The sequence below is a fragment of the Enterococcus rivorum genome (genome assembly GCF_001742285.1).
GTDB classification, from domain to species: Bacteria; Bacillota; Bacilli; order Lactobacillales; family Enterococcaceae; genus Enterococcus_L; species Enterococcus_L rivorum.
Map to the genome: position 1 here is coordinate 1 of NZ_MIEK01000020.1, position 16,706 is coordinate 16,706.

Genomic DNA, 16,706 nt, shown 5'->3' on the forward strand with positions numbered 1-16,706 from the left:
ACCATGGACACCCTTGTTTTCGACTAGGTACTTTCCGTTACTTGGACGTACTCGGGACTTTAACCCGTTAGAGTTTGACCATGCCGGGCAAACAAAAAAGAAACTAAACTCAGTAAGTTCAGTTTCTTTCCATGTTCATTAAATTAAAGTGCTTTATTTTTTTCACGACGAGCAATTGCTGGTAAGATCATTCCCAGTAAAATCAAAACAACTGGTGTAATTATATTAGAAGCTAATTGGAACATCCAACCTTGTGGATCTTCTGCATAAGTAAATTTTGGCACCATTCCCAAAATACAAGCAAATGCAGTAAATAGGAAGCACCATAATCCAAAACCAAATCCAATTTTAGGATTTTTAACGAATTTATATTCTGAATCAAACTTCTTGTGAGCTTTATTCAATAACATGTAAGCAAAGAATACCCACAAATAACGCATCGGCATAACTACTGAATTCAGATTCGTCAACCATTTAACTAATTCGTTCATGTTTTTTAAACCAAGCATCGGTAACGCAATAATGATACTAACTAAAATCCCAGTCAGTACATATCCATTGATTAGCGTTCCTTTTTTATTTTTCTTACGCAACCATGATGGCACATAATCGGAATCTGCATCTGCTAAAAGAATTTTTAATGGAGCGTCAATTGAAAAGGCTAATGCTGCAATCTGTCCAGCACAATTGGTAATTGCATAAATGACCATCAATAAATTCCCAACGCCGTAATACTCTCCTAACATCTGGAACGCGCTATAGGCACCATTTGCCATTAAATCTTTAGGAATGTTGTTACTAGCAAAAAGCATTCCCATTGCAAAAGATCCCAAAACAGCTGAAACTCCAACCATACTAGCTAAAAAGATCATTCCTTTTGGAAATTCTTTCGCTGGATTTTTTGTAGAATTTACGTACGGAGAAATTTTTTCTGCTCCACCAACCGCGAAGACAAGCATTGACACAGTTGTGAAATACCCAAAGTCAAACTTAGGAATATAGGTACTTACCTTGTCTAAATGAGGTGTTGCGAATTCTACAGATGAATTAATCATTGGTGCGCCAACTGCTAGTAATATAAAGAGTATTGACATCACAAACATCGCTGTTCCAGCAATTCCACCGATGACTTTTAAAGTCGTTAAGCCTTTAGTTGATAACATTAAGAAAATTAAAAAGATAACTAATGAAATTAATGAAACGGTAGCAATCGGCATCGTGTTAACTAGATTTCCATTTCCTTGAAACGCCCATCCAAGCGCAATCAAGATCGCTTGTGGCTTTTGTGCTAAGTAAGGAATATGTACAACCCAGTATGTCCAAGCAGCATAATAAGCTAAACGCTTCGTGCTGGTATTTTGAACCCACGAACTTACACCACCATTACTATCTTTGAATGTTGAGCCTAGTTGACCAACAATCAGCGCATAGGGAACGAAATATAATACCAAAATCAAAACCCATGAAGTAACCACAGATATTCCTTGCTGTGCATAATTATTTACGACATTCCCAAGTCCCCAAACCATGTTGAAGGCAATTAGACCGACCGTAAACCATCTTAATTGTTTCTTTTGATCCATAAACACACTCCTTAAAATTTTAGAACGCAAAGTAGGAAAAACGATACAAAAAACAGGAAAAATACAAAGACAATAAACGTTCCTACTGTGCTAAAGTGAAAACTTCCTTTCTTATCATAATCACTTTTCATTTTTAAAACAAGCGTTCTTATCGTAAAATGACTGTTTTTTCAGCATTTTTTTAGATAGCGGATAAATACAACATTTTATTTTAATGATTCTATTATTTATATCCCTAATCATCAGATATAGTCTGATTCTATCATGTTTCCATCAAATGAAATTTACAGATTTCCTCATTTACTTTCTCATTTTCGTCATTTCCATCAATGAATGGATATTCAAAAAATACTGAAATAAACCATGAATCGATTTATTTCAGTTCAAACTATTTTTATTTAAGATCTGATTTTAAAGGTTTTGGAAGCCATTTTATAAACCACAATAAAGCCTATAAATACATAAATCAAACTACCTATCGAAATAATAACAACGTAAAAATAACCTAGAGAACTTAATTGCATACTTATATAAGAAATCCAATAAAGTAGCACTGATACAAATTTGTAGAGTGGACTAACTACTGACATATCTCCCGTGAAAGGTTGTAACAAATAATAAATAAATAGTTCATGAAAGGAAAACAAGAACGCTAAAGCTGTCAAAGCCAATAGTAATACACTAAAAAACTGCCAATCTAACAGAAAATCATTCAGTAAATGAAGCAACAAGTAACAAACAAAAATCCCAGCTGAAATAATGCTATTGTAGTAAAATGTTTGCTTAAATCGATAATTAAATCCCGTAATAATTGTTTTTGGTTCACGATAGAATGGATAATATAACATTGAAACATCACAGTTAACAAAAACCATTTGAACTACTTTTTTACCAAACGTAGCAAAATACATAATAAAAAATAATCCCGGCAGTGAAGTTGTAATCGTCTCAATTTTTACATGTTTAAATGCACCCAACAAACTAGCAACAATAATAATTATCCATGCTGAAGCAATATAATAAAACCTGTAACGTAATGATTTATTCAAAATAGATCGATAGCGACTAAATAATAATGCATTCAAATAATTACTACCCGATAAACTTTGAAACTCCTTTTCAGCATTAAGAACCAGATTTTTTTGCATTCTTAGACCTTCAGAAAGATATTGATTCTGAGATTTTTTTGCTTCCTGTACTTCTTTCACTTGGATGGTTGATCGTTCTAAAAGAAAGTTAATAAATTCATTTTCTTGTTTAAAATGAAGAAATAACCAGAGACTTACTGCAAGTATAACTGCTAAAAATAGGATACCTAACCAAGAAGTAAAAAATGCTATCAACGATTGACTTATCTGAAAATAATATAGCCCAACTCCAATTCCAATAATAAACAAACTAAAGAAACCATTAAAAATTATTCTATTCTTGTTGGATAGCTGCCAAGTATAGATCATTCGTCCAAAATATAAAAATAAATAACTAAAAGCTAAATAACTACATACGATAAATAGTGGTAAAAAAACTCTATTTGCTGTCACTACTCCTAAAATCAACGCTGCCGGAATGTAGGTTAATCCTTGATATAAGCGATCAATGATACTTTCACCCCGAATAACGTCTGCTTTTTTCAAGAGAAAATGATCATAAAAATCAATCAGCTTTTGCTCAACAGAAAAAGAAACGCCAGCATAAAAGTTCCTCAAAATAACAATGAAGAAAAACCAAATAAATAGACCGTTGTTTATAACAGCTAAATCTACACCACCTCTTATATTCTCTGTAAGAGCATTTTCTCCTTCGATAAAAAACATTATTACAATGAATAAACCTAACTTAATGAATTGCATGAGAATACTAAAAAATATACTGATAATAACGCTGACAACTGTCACAATTTGCTTGATTGGATAAATTTTATATACCGTTGAAGGAATTTTCTTTCCAACGACTGGAATTCTTCTAACAAAATAAACGAAACCATTGATCATTTTTACCATTCGAGTTAACTTCAAATACCAGTAATTTCGTAGATACGTTAAAAATATAGTCATTTGCTACACCTCTTCTTCTTGAACAGGCTCAACATCCTTGTCAGAAAGAATTTGAATCACTTCTTCTTCAAAATCTTTGTCGTGAATCCTTGCAGGATCAACACCAATTAACTTATTATGATGTAATAGAACTACTTCATCACAAAGATCTTGCGCCAATTGCAAGATATGTGTAGAAAAAATAACAACAGATTTATTTTTTGCTTTGATAATCATTTCTTTCATTTCATGCGCAGCAACCACATCAAAGGACGTTAATGGTTCATCTAACAGTAAAACAGGTGATTCTACCATTAACGAAACAAGCATTTGTACTTTATTTTGCATTCCATGAGAAAAATCTTTCAGTAAGCGATGATGATCTTCTTCTTCAATGCCCACAGAGAGTAAATATTCTGTTGGTGTCTTTTCATTAGCGATTCGCTTTCTATTGATATCAATAAAAAATTTAACAAATTCATAGGCTGTCATAAATGCAGGTAAATGTGGGGCTGTATAAACAAAGCCAATGTCTGTATCTTCGTAGTCTTGTTCTTTTTCTCCCGACTTTTCCAAAAGAATTGTTCCACTATCAACCATCATATTTCGAGAAATACAATTAAAAAGTGTTGTTTTACCAGAACCATTCCTCCCCAATAAGCCATAGATTTTTCCTTTTTCAAATGTATAACTTGCCTCATTAAAAATAACTTTTTTTTCAAAATTTTTGTTAATTTTTTCTAAAATCAATTTCATTATTTAACCACTCCTTTTTTAAGCACTTTACCCTTAATTCAACACGTGATAATACCCTTTCTTTAAATAATACGACAATTTTATAAACTAAACAATCTTTTTTTCACCAACAAAAGAATAAAAAAGAAAACTGAGAAAAAATTAACTACCTTTTTTCTTAGCTCTCTTTTTTTTATTTATTTTTCTTCATTACCCGCTAATACTTCAGAAGCTGTCTTTTTGGTCGTCGCTTCTAAAAAATGATAATAATTGGGCTTCTTATCATAAAATATTTCCTCTACTAGAATAGCCTCAGAATTGTCATCTAGTAGATCGACAGCTATATAGTATGAGTCATCATACAAGCCATGATAAAACAACGTACTTCCACAGTTTTTACAAAAACCTCGTTCCGCCCACTGGGAAGAAGAGTAGCGAGTAATTTCGTCTTCATTTTCAAATGAAACTGTTGCTCCTTTTCCTGCACTGATAGATAAAAATGGCCCTGCTGTCCATTTGCGACACATTTCGCAATGACAAGCATCTACTCTCATATCTGTATCGTTAATTGTAAAAGTTATCTTTCCGCATAAACATTGACCATTCTTCTTCATTTGCTTCTCACCTTTTTCAGCTTTTCTATTGCAACATCTAAATCCTTAGCTCTTGCAAGTACAGATATAACTGATACCCCGTCTACATCGGCTTGCCAAACTGCTTGAACATTTTCAGTATCAATTCCACCAATTGCAACAACTGGTAGTTTAGCTAGCTTAACAAGTTCTTGCAATTTAGTTATTCCAATTTGTTTTTGAGCATCTTTTTTTGAAATCGTACGATAAACAGGCCCAATTCCATAATAACTAACCCCTTCAAGTTGGTTGGCTTTAGCGACTTCCATTTCATCGTAACAGGATAAACCAACAATTTTATCAGGGAACAAATTCAGGACATCAACAATATTTTGGTCTTCTTGTCCTACATGAATACCGTCTGCACCTATTTCTAAAGCTAATGCAACATCATCGTTAACAATAAAAGGAACGGAATATTTTCGACAAAGTTCTTGACAAACTATTGCCATTTGCTTGATTTCTTCTGATTTTTGCAAGCTTCCGGTGCCTTTTTCACGATATTGAAAACAAGTAATTCCTGCCTTCAAAGCTGCTTCTAATTTTTCTGGAAGCGTTCCTTTCAAAATATCTTGCGTTCCTGCAATAAAATACAATGACAACATCTTATTATATCCTCTCACTTTGCTCAACCTTTCTATACGCCCAATGGTTAGTTGGGCCGTTCCCATGACCTACTTGAATGCCATCTTCAATCGCCGCCTGTATAAAATGTTTCGCTGTTGTTACCGCGGTCAAAACATCCATTCCCTTAGCTAGTTCAGCTGCAATACAGGCGGAAAAAGTACAACCCGTTCCATGAGTATTTTTAGTATTGATCCGTTTACTTGATACCCATTCAATTGCCCCACTTTCTAATAAAATAACATCAGAGGAGTTATCCCCGTCTAAATGATGTCCCCCTTTTACAACGACATTTTTCGCTCCTAAAAGTTGGATTTTCTTTGCTGCTAAAACCATCTCTTCTTTAGTCCCAATGTTCATTTGACTTATGACTTCGGCTTCTGGAATATTTGGTGTAATCACAAATGATTGTGGAATTATTTCTGTAATTAAGGCTTTAACAGCGGAATCTTTTAGCAAAGCATGACCACTTTTCGCAATCATTACAGGATCGACAACTAACGGACCGAAGGCACTATGTGTTAAAAAATCTGCAACTAAATGAGTAATTTCTTCGGTAAAAAGCATCCCTGTTTTTACAGCCGAAATAGTAAAATCTTCCGCGATCACTTCTAACTGTTCTTGAATAGCTTGAATGGGTAAGTCATAAACTTTTTTTACTCCCTGTGTATTTTGGATAGGTAACGCGGTTAAGACTGATGTCCCAAATACTTGTCTTTCTTGAAACGTTTTTAAATCCGCTTGTAGCCCCGCACCTCCACCACTATCGAATCCAGCTATCGTTAGTGCTTGAATTGTCTCATTCATTTAATTTCTCTCCTTTTCAATCATTGCTTTTCTTAATACTTCGATACTAGTTAACTTAGACAATTTATCCAACAACAGAGTTCTAAAAGAGCCGACAGCAAGAGAAGACAATTCATTTGCAACAAGCTCTCCTGCCAGTGCATACATTGTACTACCAACAACAATACTTTCTAAAGAACGTTTTTCATCAACAGCTAAAAAAGCCCCGCAAATGCAAGAATTTAAACAACCAGCTCCAGTCATTTTTGTAAAATAAGATGTCCCATTTTTTATATAATAGCTAGTAGTTCCATCTGTGATCGTGTCAATTTCACCGCTTACGGATACGAAAGTTTGTTGTTGCGTTGCTAATTTTTCTGCCATCAATCGAACATTTCCTGACCCAGTACCAGCATCGACACCCTTGGCATGCCATTTTTCATCTGCCAGTGCAGCTATTTCCCCAGCATTTCCACGAATCAACGTCGGATGAACTTGTTCCAATAAACGTAACACTGCTTTCTTTCGATAAGTTGTTGCCCCTGCTCCTACAGGGTCTAATACAACAGGTTTATTCAATTGATTCGCTTTTGTTCCAGCAATCAGCATTGCATCTAATTGCTCGTCATTTAGAGTTCCCATATTCAATACCACTACATCTGCTATCGCCACAACTTCCTCTAATTCCTCAATTGTGCTAGACATAAATGGAGAAGCTCCTACTGCTAAAAGACCGTTTGCTGAATCATTTGCCACAACAATATTGGTAATATTATGAACTAACGGATTTTTTCTTTTGACTTCTTCAATAAAACTAAACGGGATATTGTCATTTTTTTCTCTTGCTTCTTTCATGATTTTCCTCCTACGTTTTTTTGAGAAGCGATTTCTATCAATAGAAAAAGCGTTTCGAAATAGGTTTGAACCCTTCTCGAAACGCCTAATAGTATTTTATCATACGAAAAACGGTTACAACTTGCTAAAAAATAATTGCAACTATTTCTCCATTTTAATACATGCTATTTTTAGACGACTTCCCTACGCGAGTATCAACTCACAGGTTCAAAGGGTTTATTCAAGCAGAACATCTCAGTCATAACGACTCCCCTAGTACTTATTTAAAGTATAACACAATTATCTTATAAAAAAGAAGAAAAATCTCCCCTAGAATCAATCCATTTACAAAAAAACGAAGAATCCCAGGCTTCCCTCAGCCTCAGATCTTCGTTAATGAACTCTAAAAATTATTAAATTAGCTAATACCTTTAGCCATCTCTAAAGATCATTGCTCCTCTTCTAGCGCTTTTTCCCTCTCTTTACGAACGGCTTGAATCTCAGCTTTAATTTCTTTTCTTTTCCCTACTAACACATAAACCATTCCGATTAGAAAAGGTAGGACAAAGCTACCAAATCGATATAACAGTAAAGAAGACACAGCATCCACAGTACCAACTAAAGGTTTAAAAAGCATCAGATAAATAAATTCAAAAGGTCCTATTCCAGCTGGGGTTGGGAAAACACCAGATAGAATTACTGCAAAGCTAGTAAATGAAAGAACCAATAAAAAATCTATTTCAGGATGGTTTACCACTAATACAATGTATGGAATGACATACCAGAAAAATAGTTTACAAATGTTCCAAATAAAGATTCGACTCAGTGCAGAACGATCCTTTGTAATTGTTTGAACTGTTTCACGAAGAGAATAAATTTGTAAGTTCCATTCGTCCACCAAATTTCTCAATTTTTGACGCTTCAACCATTTATTGGCTAATTTTACTAAAAAGATCTGTAAGTTGATGCTACTTGATAGTATCAGTAATACAAAAATAATCAGAAAAGTTAAAATCATTCCGGTTAAAATAAAGGGAATCATTCCTGGTCTATATTCATAAAATAGTGAGAACTGAATGACTAAGCCAATCGCTGAAAGAAAAATAACTGCTGCTTTGTACATGATCATATGTAATGCCGTCACACCCACACCTTGAGATACAGCTAAACCTTTTTTCTTATAGTAAAAAACTTCTGAAACAAGTGTGCCTGTACCAAAAGAAATCACTCGATAAAAAGCCACATAGCAAGATGCAAAAAAACCATCTTTTGTCGTAAATGATGAAGTAAAATGACTAGAGATTTCCTTGATAGACTGACCTTCAATTATCTGATAAATAGTTCCTAATATTACAACTAATCCTATAACCATCCAACTAGTTTTAGCTAACTCTGAAAAAATGTCGCTAAGAGAGTTGTCCATTACAAAAAAAATAACACCTAATATACTTGCTAATAACAACACATTCAAAACTATTTTTGTCTTTGAATGACTTTTCATATTTTTCTCCTCATCACATTTTCAATTTCAAAAATTTATTATTTATTTACTATAATGAAGTACGTAACGGCTATCGCGAAAATAGCTCCTATGCCAAATATGAGATAGAAACGAAGTTTTTTTGTTTTATGGTGAAATAATTGCTGTCCTAACAATCCACCGATTCCCCCACCAATTAAGCCTAAGAATAGTAGGTTAAATTCAGGAACCCGCCACTTTCTTTTTCTCGCCTGCTTTTTATCATAATACATCATAAAAAATACTGTTAAATTAATGATTATCAAATAGATAAAGACTAAATTTTTAAACAATTAAATCACTCTACTTCCTTCAAAAAGTTCCTTTCATAGGATAACTTGAAACTAGTAGAATTGCAAAAAAGAATTCCATGATAATACAAAAAAGGCTAACAGTTTCAGTATGATTTAGTTTACCACACTTTTGTTTGACATACTTAGTATTTGCAATATCTTCTCAGTTTATCGAGGATGTTTCCTTTTCGGACAAAGCTAAAGGTTAAAACAAAACTAATAACGTTTCATTTCAACCTCTAGCGTTGATTATTATTTTGCGTTTAATTCAGCAATTTTCACAATAACATCTGTCGCTTTTTCCATTGCTTGTAGGGAGACGAACTCATAACGTCCATGCATATTTTCTCCACCAGCAAAAATATTAGGAGTTGGCAATCCCAAATAAGAAATTTTAGATCCATCTGTTCCCCCACGGACAGGCTCAATGATTGGTTTAATCCCTAATTCAATCATTGCTTGCTCAGCAATTTTCACAATACTCATGTCTTTTTCAATCACTTCACGCATATTGTAGTATTGGTCATACATAGCCACTTTGACACGTTCTTGTGCAAATTGTTGATTGATTTTCGTTTGAATTTCAGTTATTTTATCTTTTCTAGCTTTAAATTTTTCAGTATCATGATCGCGAATAATATAGCTCATTTTGGCTTCTTCTGGGCTCCCAGATAAGTGAGCTAAATGGAAGAACCCTTCATATCCATCTGTTTTTTCAGGTACTTCATCTACTGGCAACTCATTTTGAAAATCAATCGCAAGTTGCAATGCATTAATCATCGTATCTTTTGCCGTTCCGGGATGGACATTTTTCCCTTCAATCGTAATATCCGCTTGCGCAGCATTAAAGGTTTCATATTGGAGTTCGCCAACAGGACCACCATCCATCGTATAGGCAAAATCAACGTCAAATTGTTTCACATCGAATTTATTAGCCCCTACACCAATTTCTTCATCTGGACCAAACGCAACCCGGATCTTACCATGTTTAATGTCAGGATTTTTAATTAAGATTTCCATCGCTGTCATGATTTCTGCAATTCCAGATTTATCATCCGCACCTAAAAGAGTTGTCCCATCGGTTGTAATAAGTGTTTGATTTTTATAGTTTTTTAAATTGGGGAAATCGGTGATATTTAGTGTATATTTTCCTTCACCATCTAGTGGGATAGTCGATTCCCCATCGTAGTCTTCAATAATTTGGGGATTTACATTTACAGCATTAAAATCGGCTGTATCCATATGAGCAATAAATCCAATACTTCTAACATTTTTTTCAATATTACTTGGTAAAGTCGCCATCACAAAACCATTTGCTTCATTATAAAGAACATCACTCATTCCAAGCTCTTCTAATTCCTTTTTTAGAACATGCGCAAAAGCAATTTGTGTTTCTGTAGAAGGAGTTGTTTTACTTTCTGGATTTGAGCGGGTTTCTGTTTTTACATAGCTTAGAAAACGGGGTAATAAATTTTCATACATAAAGTGGTGCTCCTTTTAATCTAATTTTTATTTAAACTGAAACGGATTCGTGTTGACTTCCGATTCAATAAAAGTAATATCCCAATTATAGTCTTTTTTCCACTGATTGAATAGTTCAACTAATTTAGGTTTGCATAATTCTTCTATATAGTGACCTGGATCAATGACTGCTAAGCCTTCTGTCAACATATCGTGTCCAGTATGGTAATAAACATCACCAGTGATGTAAACATCCGCTTGGTTTGCTAAAGCATCAGGATAAAATTTTTCTCCGCTGCCTCCACAAATTGCAATGGTTTGCACTTTTTGACTCAAATCATTAGCGACAACGCGCAATCCATCCAATTGAAAGACTTGCTTAATTTTTTTAACAAATTCTTCCAACTCAATCGCTTCATTCAGCTGACCAACACGACCTAATCCATAGTCTTTCACAAGGTTTTCGATAGTGAATATATCATAGGCAGGTTCTTCGTATGGATGAGCTTGCAACATTGCTTTAATGACTGTTTTTTGGATTGTTTCTGGAAAAATAACTTCTATTTTTGCTTCTTGGACACTTTCTTCTCTATCAATCCCACCAATTGTCGGGTTTGCCCCTTCCATTGGAGTAAAACGTCCAGTACCAACTAGAGTGTAACTAGTATTTTTATAATCCCCTTGTGTTCCAGCACCAACTTCTCCTAAAGCCTCTCTCATGGACGCAGCATTCTCTAAAGGAACATAGACCGCTAATTTTTTATATGGAATACTGTGAGTTTTCGTCAAGTAGTTAGTATTTTGTATTTCTAACAATTCACAAAACCAATCATTCAATCCATTTTCAACGATATCCATATTGGTATGAGCTGCGAATACAGCAATATCATGCTTAAGTAAATCAGCGTACATTTTATTTTGAAATGAATCTGTATCTAAGCGTTTTACCGGACGAAAAATGGGTGGATGTTTCGCAATAATTAAATCTACTTTTTTTTCAATCGCTTCAGCGACAACTTCTGGACGAACATCTAAGGTCACCATTACCTTGTTTAACTCTTTATTCAGAGTACCGATGTGTAGTCCAACAGGATCGCCTGGTTCTGCCAACCATTGGGGACAATAGCTTTCAAACTTTGAAATAAATGTTACTCCACTTAAACTCATTCTGCTAAAACCTCCTTGATTTCTGTTACCTGCTGTTCAAATTCTTGAATTTTAGTTTGTTGCTTTTCACCAGATTTTCTAAGTTGTTGCAAAACATATTCTCGCTGTTTTTGTTCTAACTGCCATTTTTTTATAAAAACGGACGATTTTCTTGTTAACAAAACAGGACCAAAAAGAAGCTCCTTATTACTGTATTTTACTGATTTCGCAGTTTTTTCAGCTACAATTATTTCATATATTTTATCATTTTCTTCTAAAATATCCTCTTCAATAATAGTGTACCCATTTTTTGTTAGCCATTCTCTTAGAACTTTTTCTCCAACATTAGGTTGCAAGATCAGACGTTCATTGCCTTTAATACGCTGGTTATTTCTTCCAGCTTCTAAAATATCTCGAATCAATGCGCCACCCATTCCGCATATCGTGATGACATTTATCGCATCTGTTGGTTCTATTGCATCCAACCCATTTGCTAAACGAACGATGATTTTATCTTGCAAACCATTTTTTACTACTTGATTTTCAGCTGATTCATAAGGTCCTTTCACCACTTCCCCAGCTACTGCATAAGCAAGTTTATTTTGCAATAATAGTGCGACAGGCAAGTAGGCATGGTCCGATCCGATATCAGCTAAATGAGCACCAGCAGGGACAAATTCCCCCACTCGTTGTAATCTTTTTGATAGTTGATTTATATTCATTTGTCAATTCCTCCACTGGTCATTATACCACTGAAAATCCGAGAAGAAAACTTGTGTGACGAGCTAATATTTTATCTAAGTAAAAAAGAATTTTTATTAACTTAATCTTAGTTTTTTAAATCCTTTATTACAGTCAAATGAACTATTTAACGTAAATAAAAGTTCTAATTTATGTATCAAAATAAACTTTTATACAAAAAAACCTTATTCTGCGGAAGACAGAATAAGGAAATTAGGATTATACAAAAAATGAAATTTGTTCAACAACACACACTATTGTTTCAACACTTTTATGATACAAAAAAATTGTGACTTTTCTATGTGTAAATTTTTTCTATTTTGTAAATTTCTTATTTATTTTTTACGGTAAAATATTCCCTGCTGAACGATAAATCTCATACCAATCTTCTCTACTTAATACAACATCAGAAGCTTTTGCAATTTCATTAATTCGTTGAAGATTCATAGTGCCAGCAATTACTTGCATATTAGCGGGATGGCGCAAAATCCAAGCGGTGGCTAATCCTGTTGGGGTAGTTCCATATTTTTCAGCAAGTTCTGTTAAGGTCTTATTTAACTCAGGGAATTTTTCATTATTAATGAATACTCCTTCAAAAAAACCATATTGATACGGTGACCAAGCTTGAAGTGTCATTTCGTTTAATCTTGAAAAATCTAATAAACTTCCATCGTGGTCAACGCTTGCCGCATCAGTCATATTTACATGGATTCCTTGATCAATCATCTCTGTGTGCTTAATTCCAAACTGTACTTGGTTAACCAACAAAGGTTGTTTAACTGATTTTTTCAGGAGTTCAATTTGCATTGGTTTTTGATTACTAACACCAAAATACTTGACTTTCCCTTGCGTTTCCAACTGATCAAAAGCAGCAGCAACCTCATCTGGTTCAACTAAGGTGTCAGGTCTATGCAGTAAGAGTGCATCCACTGAATCAACACCAAGACGTTTCAAGCTTCCTTCTACAGAAGAGATAATATGTTCTTTTGAAAAATCAAACATTCCTTGGCGAATGCCGCATTTAGTTTGAATAAAGATCTCTTCTCTTTTAATAGAGCTTTCTTTTAACGCCTTACCAAAAATAGATTCACATTCTCCACCACCATAAATATCTGCATGGTCAAAAAAATCAATGCCATTTTCATAGGCCGTTTCAATTATTTTTACTGGATTTTCTGCCCCATTTATTCTCATACATCCAAGAATAACTGAAGCTACTTGTAGATCACTTGTACCAAATTGAACTTTTTTCAATAGAATTCCCTCCAATTTTTCTCATAGGCTCATTTTACCACACTTTTTTGGAAAGGCTTAACTATTTATTTTAATATCTTCTCAATCTCTAATAATTCTTCCAATTTCAATTGAGTATCCTCTATTAGCAATGCTGGTTGGCTGATTTCTTCAATTATTTTTTGCCCTCTCCTAGAGACTAACAGGACATCTGCATAAAGCAAAGATTGGCTGTTTCTTCCATATACAACTTTTAAGTTAATCTTATTATAAAAAAAATTTTTTAGCTGCTGTTCTAGTTCAACCTCTTTCTCTGGTGGTAGTTCTGTTAATAAACAAATATATTTCTTATTTTCATTACTTAGTGGAGAAATAATCGCTGTAAGAATATGAAAATAGCGGTGAACAAGAATGTTTTTCTCAAGGTTGAAGAAAAAAGTATTTTTCTGCTGAATATCAGCAACAGCTTTTTCTAAATTATTCATAAACTTGGGATAGAGTTCGTATAGCTGATTTGTATTATCGACTGTTTCAAAACCAAAAGATTGAACTAACTCATAATAAAGATGAAAACTTAAATATGACAATAAGATAGGCGTTTCATACTTTATTTTCTCTTCAGAAAAGAAAAAATTGATTCTTCGAACAACAAGTAGCGTATTTTGAAAAGAATTGGTTTTTCTTAAAAAATGATCTTGAATCATTTTAGCTTGTTGAACACGGCTAAATAAAAAAGAAAATTTGCTTTGAACGATCAGAAATATGTAGGCTAAATCTCCATTAGAAACTATTTCACAAGGCATTTCAGCCAAAAAGTCTGTGAACCAAGGACTGTTTATTATATATGTATTCCAGTTTTCTTGAATGTCCATTGGATGTCCTTTCTTCACACGGTCAACTGTTATATTCACTAACTCCAAAAGCAAATTCTTTTGAATGTCATTTGGGTTTAGTTCAAAAAAATTATGAATAGATTCTGCTAATAGAAATGTGTCTTCGTGTAACTTCACTTCTTTTCTTCCTATCCCATTTTGGAAATATTGATTAAATTGAAAAAGAAACTCTCTGATTTGGCTTTCTTCTCCAACCAGTTTGTAACTCTGTCTTTCTAATCTCAGTTCGTAGCTTTGCAACCAATCATTCAGTTTTTGAATTCTATTTCGCAAAAGTGATTCGCTAATTCCAAGTCTTTCTGCCATTTCTTTAAAAGTAATAACTTCTGCTTCAAATGAAAACATCAATAAACGAATTTCTATGGTATTTAGCAAATAGCAAACATTAAATTTCAGCGCATGAATATTATTTTCTCTGTGTAAATACAATTCATTTCTACTTACTTTTATAATTTCTAAATAATCTGAAAAATTATATTTATCGAACAACTTTTGTAACTTTTGAATATATTTCATGAGCGTTTTACGATTAACACCAATTTTGTCAGCCAGTTGTTCGATTGAACATGGAGCATACGCTGATTGAAGCAGAAACAACAACTCCCTGATTTTTATTGTTTCAAAATCCAACAAATTATCAAAATTCAAATAAAAACACCACCGTCCCAATTATAAAAAAATTATATCATCTTTTTTCTATTCGGTATATTATTTTGTTTTAATTTCAGAAAATATATAAAAATAGTTTGTTTTTGATAAAAAAATCTTTTTAGTTTTTCTATATATAACTACGCAAAAAAGCTGCTTTTTCATTTAAAAACAGCTTTTTTAATTCACTTTATAGTAAGCCAGTGCCACTTTAGCGACAAACGCTCAATTTCCTTTACTAATTCGTTCTTTCCTGCACAATATTTTTCAATATCATGAGGGTACTTTTCTGCCATCAAGTTTTTTATAGAAGCGTATCTAGCACAATCTTCTGGATGCGTTCTGAGGTAGTTACGATAGAGGATGTGTCTCTCTATTTCATTTATATTATCATATTGAAACGCATGAATATGATGCGTTCTTTTTTCTCCCCCTTTCTGGAAAAACCTCCTGTTCTCAATGCCGCATTCACCTAAAACCTCGTAACCCAATTTTTCAAATTCATCTGAATAGGCATCTAACTCACTTAAATCCTGAACTACTAGTAATATATCAATAATTGGTTTTGCTTTTAGTCCAGGAACGGAAGTACTTCCTATGTGAAAACTCTGTATAAGTTCCTTTTTTAAAAATAGTTTCAGTCTTTTTTCCTCTTTAAGATAGTCTTTCGGCCAATTCACATCATAGTCAATTACTTCAATTTTTCTGATAGAAAAAACCTCCTTTTTCCTATTAATATTAATTTTGGACACACTAAAAATTTTGTAGAAGGACTCTTCTACAAAACTATCTAACTGATTTTTTCTTTTTAATGCCAGATGTAACTTTTAATCATCCATTTCCGATATTCTAGCTTTGCTTTAAAATGCTGATACTTTATTTGGCATCTGTCTTTAAAATAGTTAAAAGCACTTTTCTTTGATTCATTGCGTATTTCTTTATAGATCTGCTTGATGATCTGATGGTTTTCATAATATTTTTTTCTTTTGCCACCTGTTACCAGATAAAGAATCTCCAAACCTGAATTTTCTTGCTTCATAGGCGACTGGAGCAACAAACGTTTTTTTGTTTTCTTTAATCGCAACACTATGTACTCCTTCACGGATGAATCAAGCGGTTGTTTAATAACAAACTGAGTAAATCTCTTATACTCTATTTTTACAATATGATTGTATAACCTTCCTGCATACTCTAAACCATTATGCAAAATATTAGCACTAAAAGACAAATTTATCGTTGTCTCGTATTGTCCTATCAATTCATCAATAACCTGTTGAGTTGCTAAACCTTGTGTTTGGTTATTTTTCAGCTTCGCCAAAATTTGACAGACTTCTTGATTTATTCTAGCCTCAGTTTGATATAACTTTCTCATTCCATTTCCTTCTTTCTCTCTCTTTTCTTCACTCCCATATCACGTTCCTTCAACCCTATTATTGAATCATTTACAAACAGATGAAGCGCTTTCGGCAATTGCTTCAAAATTGTCCAATAATTAAACAATCCACTATTTAGAATTTCCAGATGACGATTTTCTTTTTTTATTCC

The 16,706-nt window shown here is 33.4% G+C and carries 16 protein-coding genes and 1 riboswitch; all 16 genes read right to left on the bottom strand.

Features of this window, described 5'->3' with window-relative positions; genetic code table 11:
* Positions 1-143: 143 nt before the first annotated feature.
* The 16 genes from BCR26_RS07965 to BCR26_RS08040 all read right to left on the bottom strand — a co-directional run bounded on the left by BCR26_RS07965 (position 144) and on the right by BCR26_RS08040 (position 16,533).
* Positions 144-1,583, bottom strand: coding sequence for an APC family permease (locus BCR26_RS07965; protein ID WP_069698455.1), 1,440 nt, complete (start codon positions 1,581-1,583; stop codon positions 144-146).
* Between the two features lie 398 nt (positions 1,584-1,981).
* A complete protein-coding gene (locus BCR26_RS07970; protein ID WP_084387065.1) occupies positions 1,982-3,637 on the bottom strand; it encodes a hypothetical protein in 1,656 nt (551 codons plus the stop codon).
* Between the two features lie 3 nt (positions 3,638-3,640).
* Positions 3,641-4,372, bottom strand: a complete 732-nt coding sequence (locus BCR26_RS07975; RefSeq protein ID WP_069698456.1) for an ABC transporter ATP-binding protein — start codon at positions 4,370-4,372, stop codon at positions 3,641-3,643.
* Between the two features lie 176 nt (positions 4,373-4,548).
* Positions 4,549-4,965: a GFA family protein gene (locus BCR26_RS07980; protein WP_069698457.1), complete on the bottom strand. Its 417-nt coding sequence runs from the start codon at positions 4,963-4,965 to the stop codon at positions 4,549-4,551.
* Complete coding sequence (thiE, locus tag BCR26_RS07985; RefSeq protein WP_069698458.1) at positions 4,962-5,588, bottom strand: thiamine phosphate synthase; 627 nt, start codon at positions 5,586-5,588, stop codon at positions 4,962-4,964. The genes BCR26_RS07980 and thiE overlap by 4 nt, the downstream gene beginning before the upstream one ends.
* Before the next feature lie 4 nt (positions 5,589-5,592).
* Positions 5,593-6,414, bottom strand: coding sequence for a bifunctional hydroxymethylpyrimidine kinase/phosphomethylpyrimidine kinase (thiD, locus tag BCR26_RS07990; RefSeq protein WP_069698459.1), 822 nt, complete (start codon positions 6,412-6,414; stop codon positions 5,593-5,595).
* Positions 6,415-7,248 (bottom strand): hydroxyethylthiazole kinase, encoded by an 834-nt coding sequence (thiM, locus tag BCR26_RS07995; protein ID WP_069698460.1) that lies wholly within the window; start codon positions 7,246-7,248, stop codon positions 6,415-6,417. It lies immediately after the preceding gene.
* A 163-nt stretch (positions 7,249-7,411) separates the two neighbouring features.
* Positions 7,412-7,512, bottom strand: a riboswitch (TPP riboswitch).
* Positions 7,513-7,675: 163 nt separating this feature from the next.
* Complete coding sequence (locus BCR26_RS08000) at positions 7,676-8,728, bottom strand: lysylphosphatidylglycerol synthase transmembrane domain-containing protein (RefSeq protein WP_069698461.1); 1,053 nt, start codon at positions 8,726-8,728, stop codon at positions 7,676-7,678.
* A 38-nt stretch (positions 8,729-8,766) separates the two neighbouring features.
* Positions 8,767-9,039 (bottom strand): DUF1294 domain-containing protein, encoded by a 273-nt coding sequence (locus tag BCR26_RS08005; RefSeq protein ID WP_069698462.1) that lies wholly within the window; start codon positions 9,037-9,039, stop codon positions 8,767-8,769.
* 252 nt (positions 9,040-9,291) lie between these two features.
* Positions 9,292-10,521, bottom strand: coding sequence for a peptidase T (gene pepT, locus BCR26_RS08010; RefSeq protein WP_069698463.1), 1,230 nt, complete (start codon positions 10,519-10,521; stop codon positions 9,292-9,294).
* A 27-nt stretch (positions 10,522-10,548) separates the two neighbouring features.
* On the bottom strand, positions 10,549-11,667 hold the full coding sequence (locus tag BCR26_RS08015; RefSeq protein WP_069698464.1) for a Nif3-like dinuclear metal center hexameric protein: 1,119 nt from the start codon (positions 11,665-11,667) through the stop codon (positions 10,549-10,551).
* Entirely contained in the window at positions 11,664-12,368 is a 705-nt protein-coding gene (locus BCR26_RS08020; RefSeq protein WP_069698465.1) for a tRNA (adenine(22)-N(1))-methyltransferase, read from the bottom strand. Before BCR26_RS08020 ends, BCR26_RS08015 begins: the two co-directional genes overlap by 4 nt.
* 361 nt (positions 12,369-12,729) lie before the next feature.
* Entirely contained in the window at positions 12,730-13,641 is a 912-nt protein-coding gene (locus tag BCR26_RS08025) for an aldo/keto reductase (RefSeq protein ID WP_069698466.1), read from the bottom strand.
* 65 nt (positions 13,642-13,706) lie between these two features.
* On the bottom strand, positions 13,707-15,161 hold the full coding sequence (locus BCR26_RS08030; RefSeq protein WP_069698467.1) for a helix-turn-helix domain-containing protein: 1,455 nt from the start codon (positions 15,159-15,161) through the stop codon (positions 13,707-13,709).
* A gap of 185 nt (positions 15,162-15,346) precedes the next feature.
* On the bottom strand, positions 15,347-15,913 hold the full coding sequence (locus tag BCR26_RS08035; RefSeq protein WP_245676939.1) for a GrpB family protein: 567 nt from the start codon (positions 15,911-15,913) through the stop codon (positions 15,347-15,349).
* A gap of 56 nt (positions 15,914-15,969) precedes the next feature.
* Entirely contained in the window at positions 15,970-16,533 is a 564-nt protein-coding gene (locus tag BCR26_RS08040; RefSeq protein ID WP_069698468.1) for a hypothetical protein, read from the bottom strand.
* Positions 16,534-16,706: the final 173 nt, after the last annotated feature.

Coding starts and splice junctions, on each gene's coding strand:
- thiM (WP_069698460.1), bottom strand. CDS start 7,248: ATGAAAGAAGCAAGAGAAAAAAATGACAATATCCCGTTTAGTTTTATT.
- BCR26_RS07980 (WP_069698457.1), bottom strand. CDS start 4,965: ATGAAGAAGAATGGTCAATGTTTATGCGGAAAGATAACTTTTACAATT.
- BCR26_RS08020 (WP_069698465.1), bottom strand. CDS start 12,368: ATGAATATAAATCAACTATCAAAAAGATTACAACGAGTGGGGGAATTT.
- BCR26_RS07965 (WP_069698455.1), bottom strand. CDS start 1,583: ATGGATCAAAAGAAACAATTAAGATGGTTTACGGTCGGTCTAATTGCC.
- thiD (WP_069698459.1), bottom strand. CDS start 6,414: ATGAATGAGACAATTCAAGCACTAACGATAGCTGGATTCGATAGTGGT.
- BCR26_RS07970 (WP_084387065.1), bottom strand. CDS start 3,637: ATGACTATATTTTTAACGTATCTACGAAATTACTGGTATTTGAAGTTA.
- pepT (WP_069698463.1), bottom strand. CDS start 10,521: ATGTATGAAAATTTATTACCCCGTTTTCTAAGCTATGTAAAAACAGAA.
- BCR26_RS08015 (WP_069698464.1), bottom strand. CDS start 11,667: ATGAGTTTAAGTGGAGTAACATTTATTTCAAAGTTTGAAAGCTATTGT.
- thiE (WP_069698458.1), bottom strand. CDS start 5,588: ATGTTGTCATTGTATTTTATTGCAGGAACGCAAGATATTTTGAAAGGA.
- BCR26_RS07975 (WP_069698456.1), bottom strand. CDS start 4,372: ATGAAATTGATTTTAGAAAAAATTAACAAAAATTTTGAAAAAAAAGTT.
- BCR26_RS08040 (WP_069698468.1), bottom strand. CDS start 16,533: ATGAGAAAGTTATATCAAACTGAGGCTAGAATAAATCAAGAAGTCTGT.
- BCR26_RS08000 (WP_069698461.1), bottom strand. CDS start 8,728: ATGAAAAGTCATTCAAAGACAAAAATAGTTTTGAATGTGTTGTTATTA.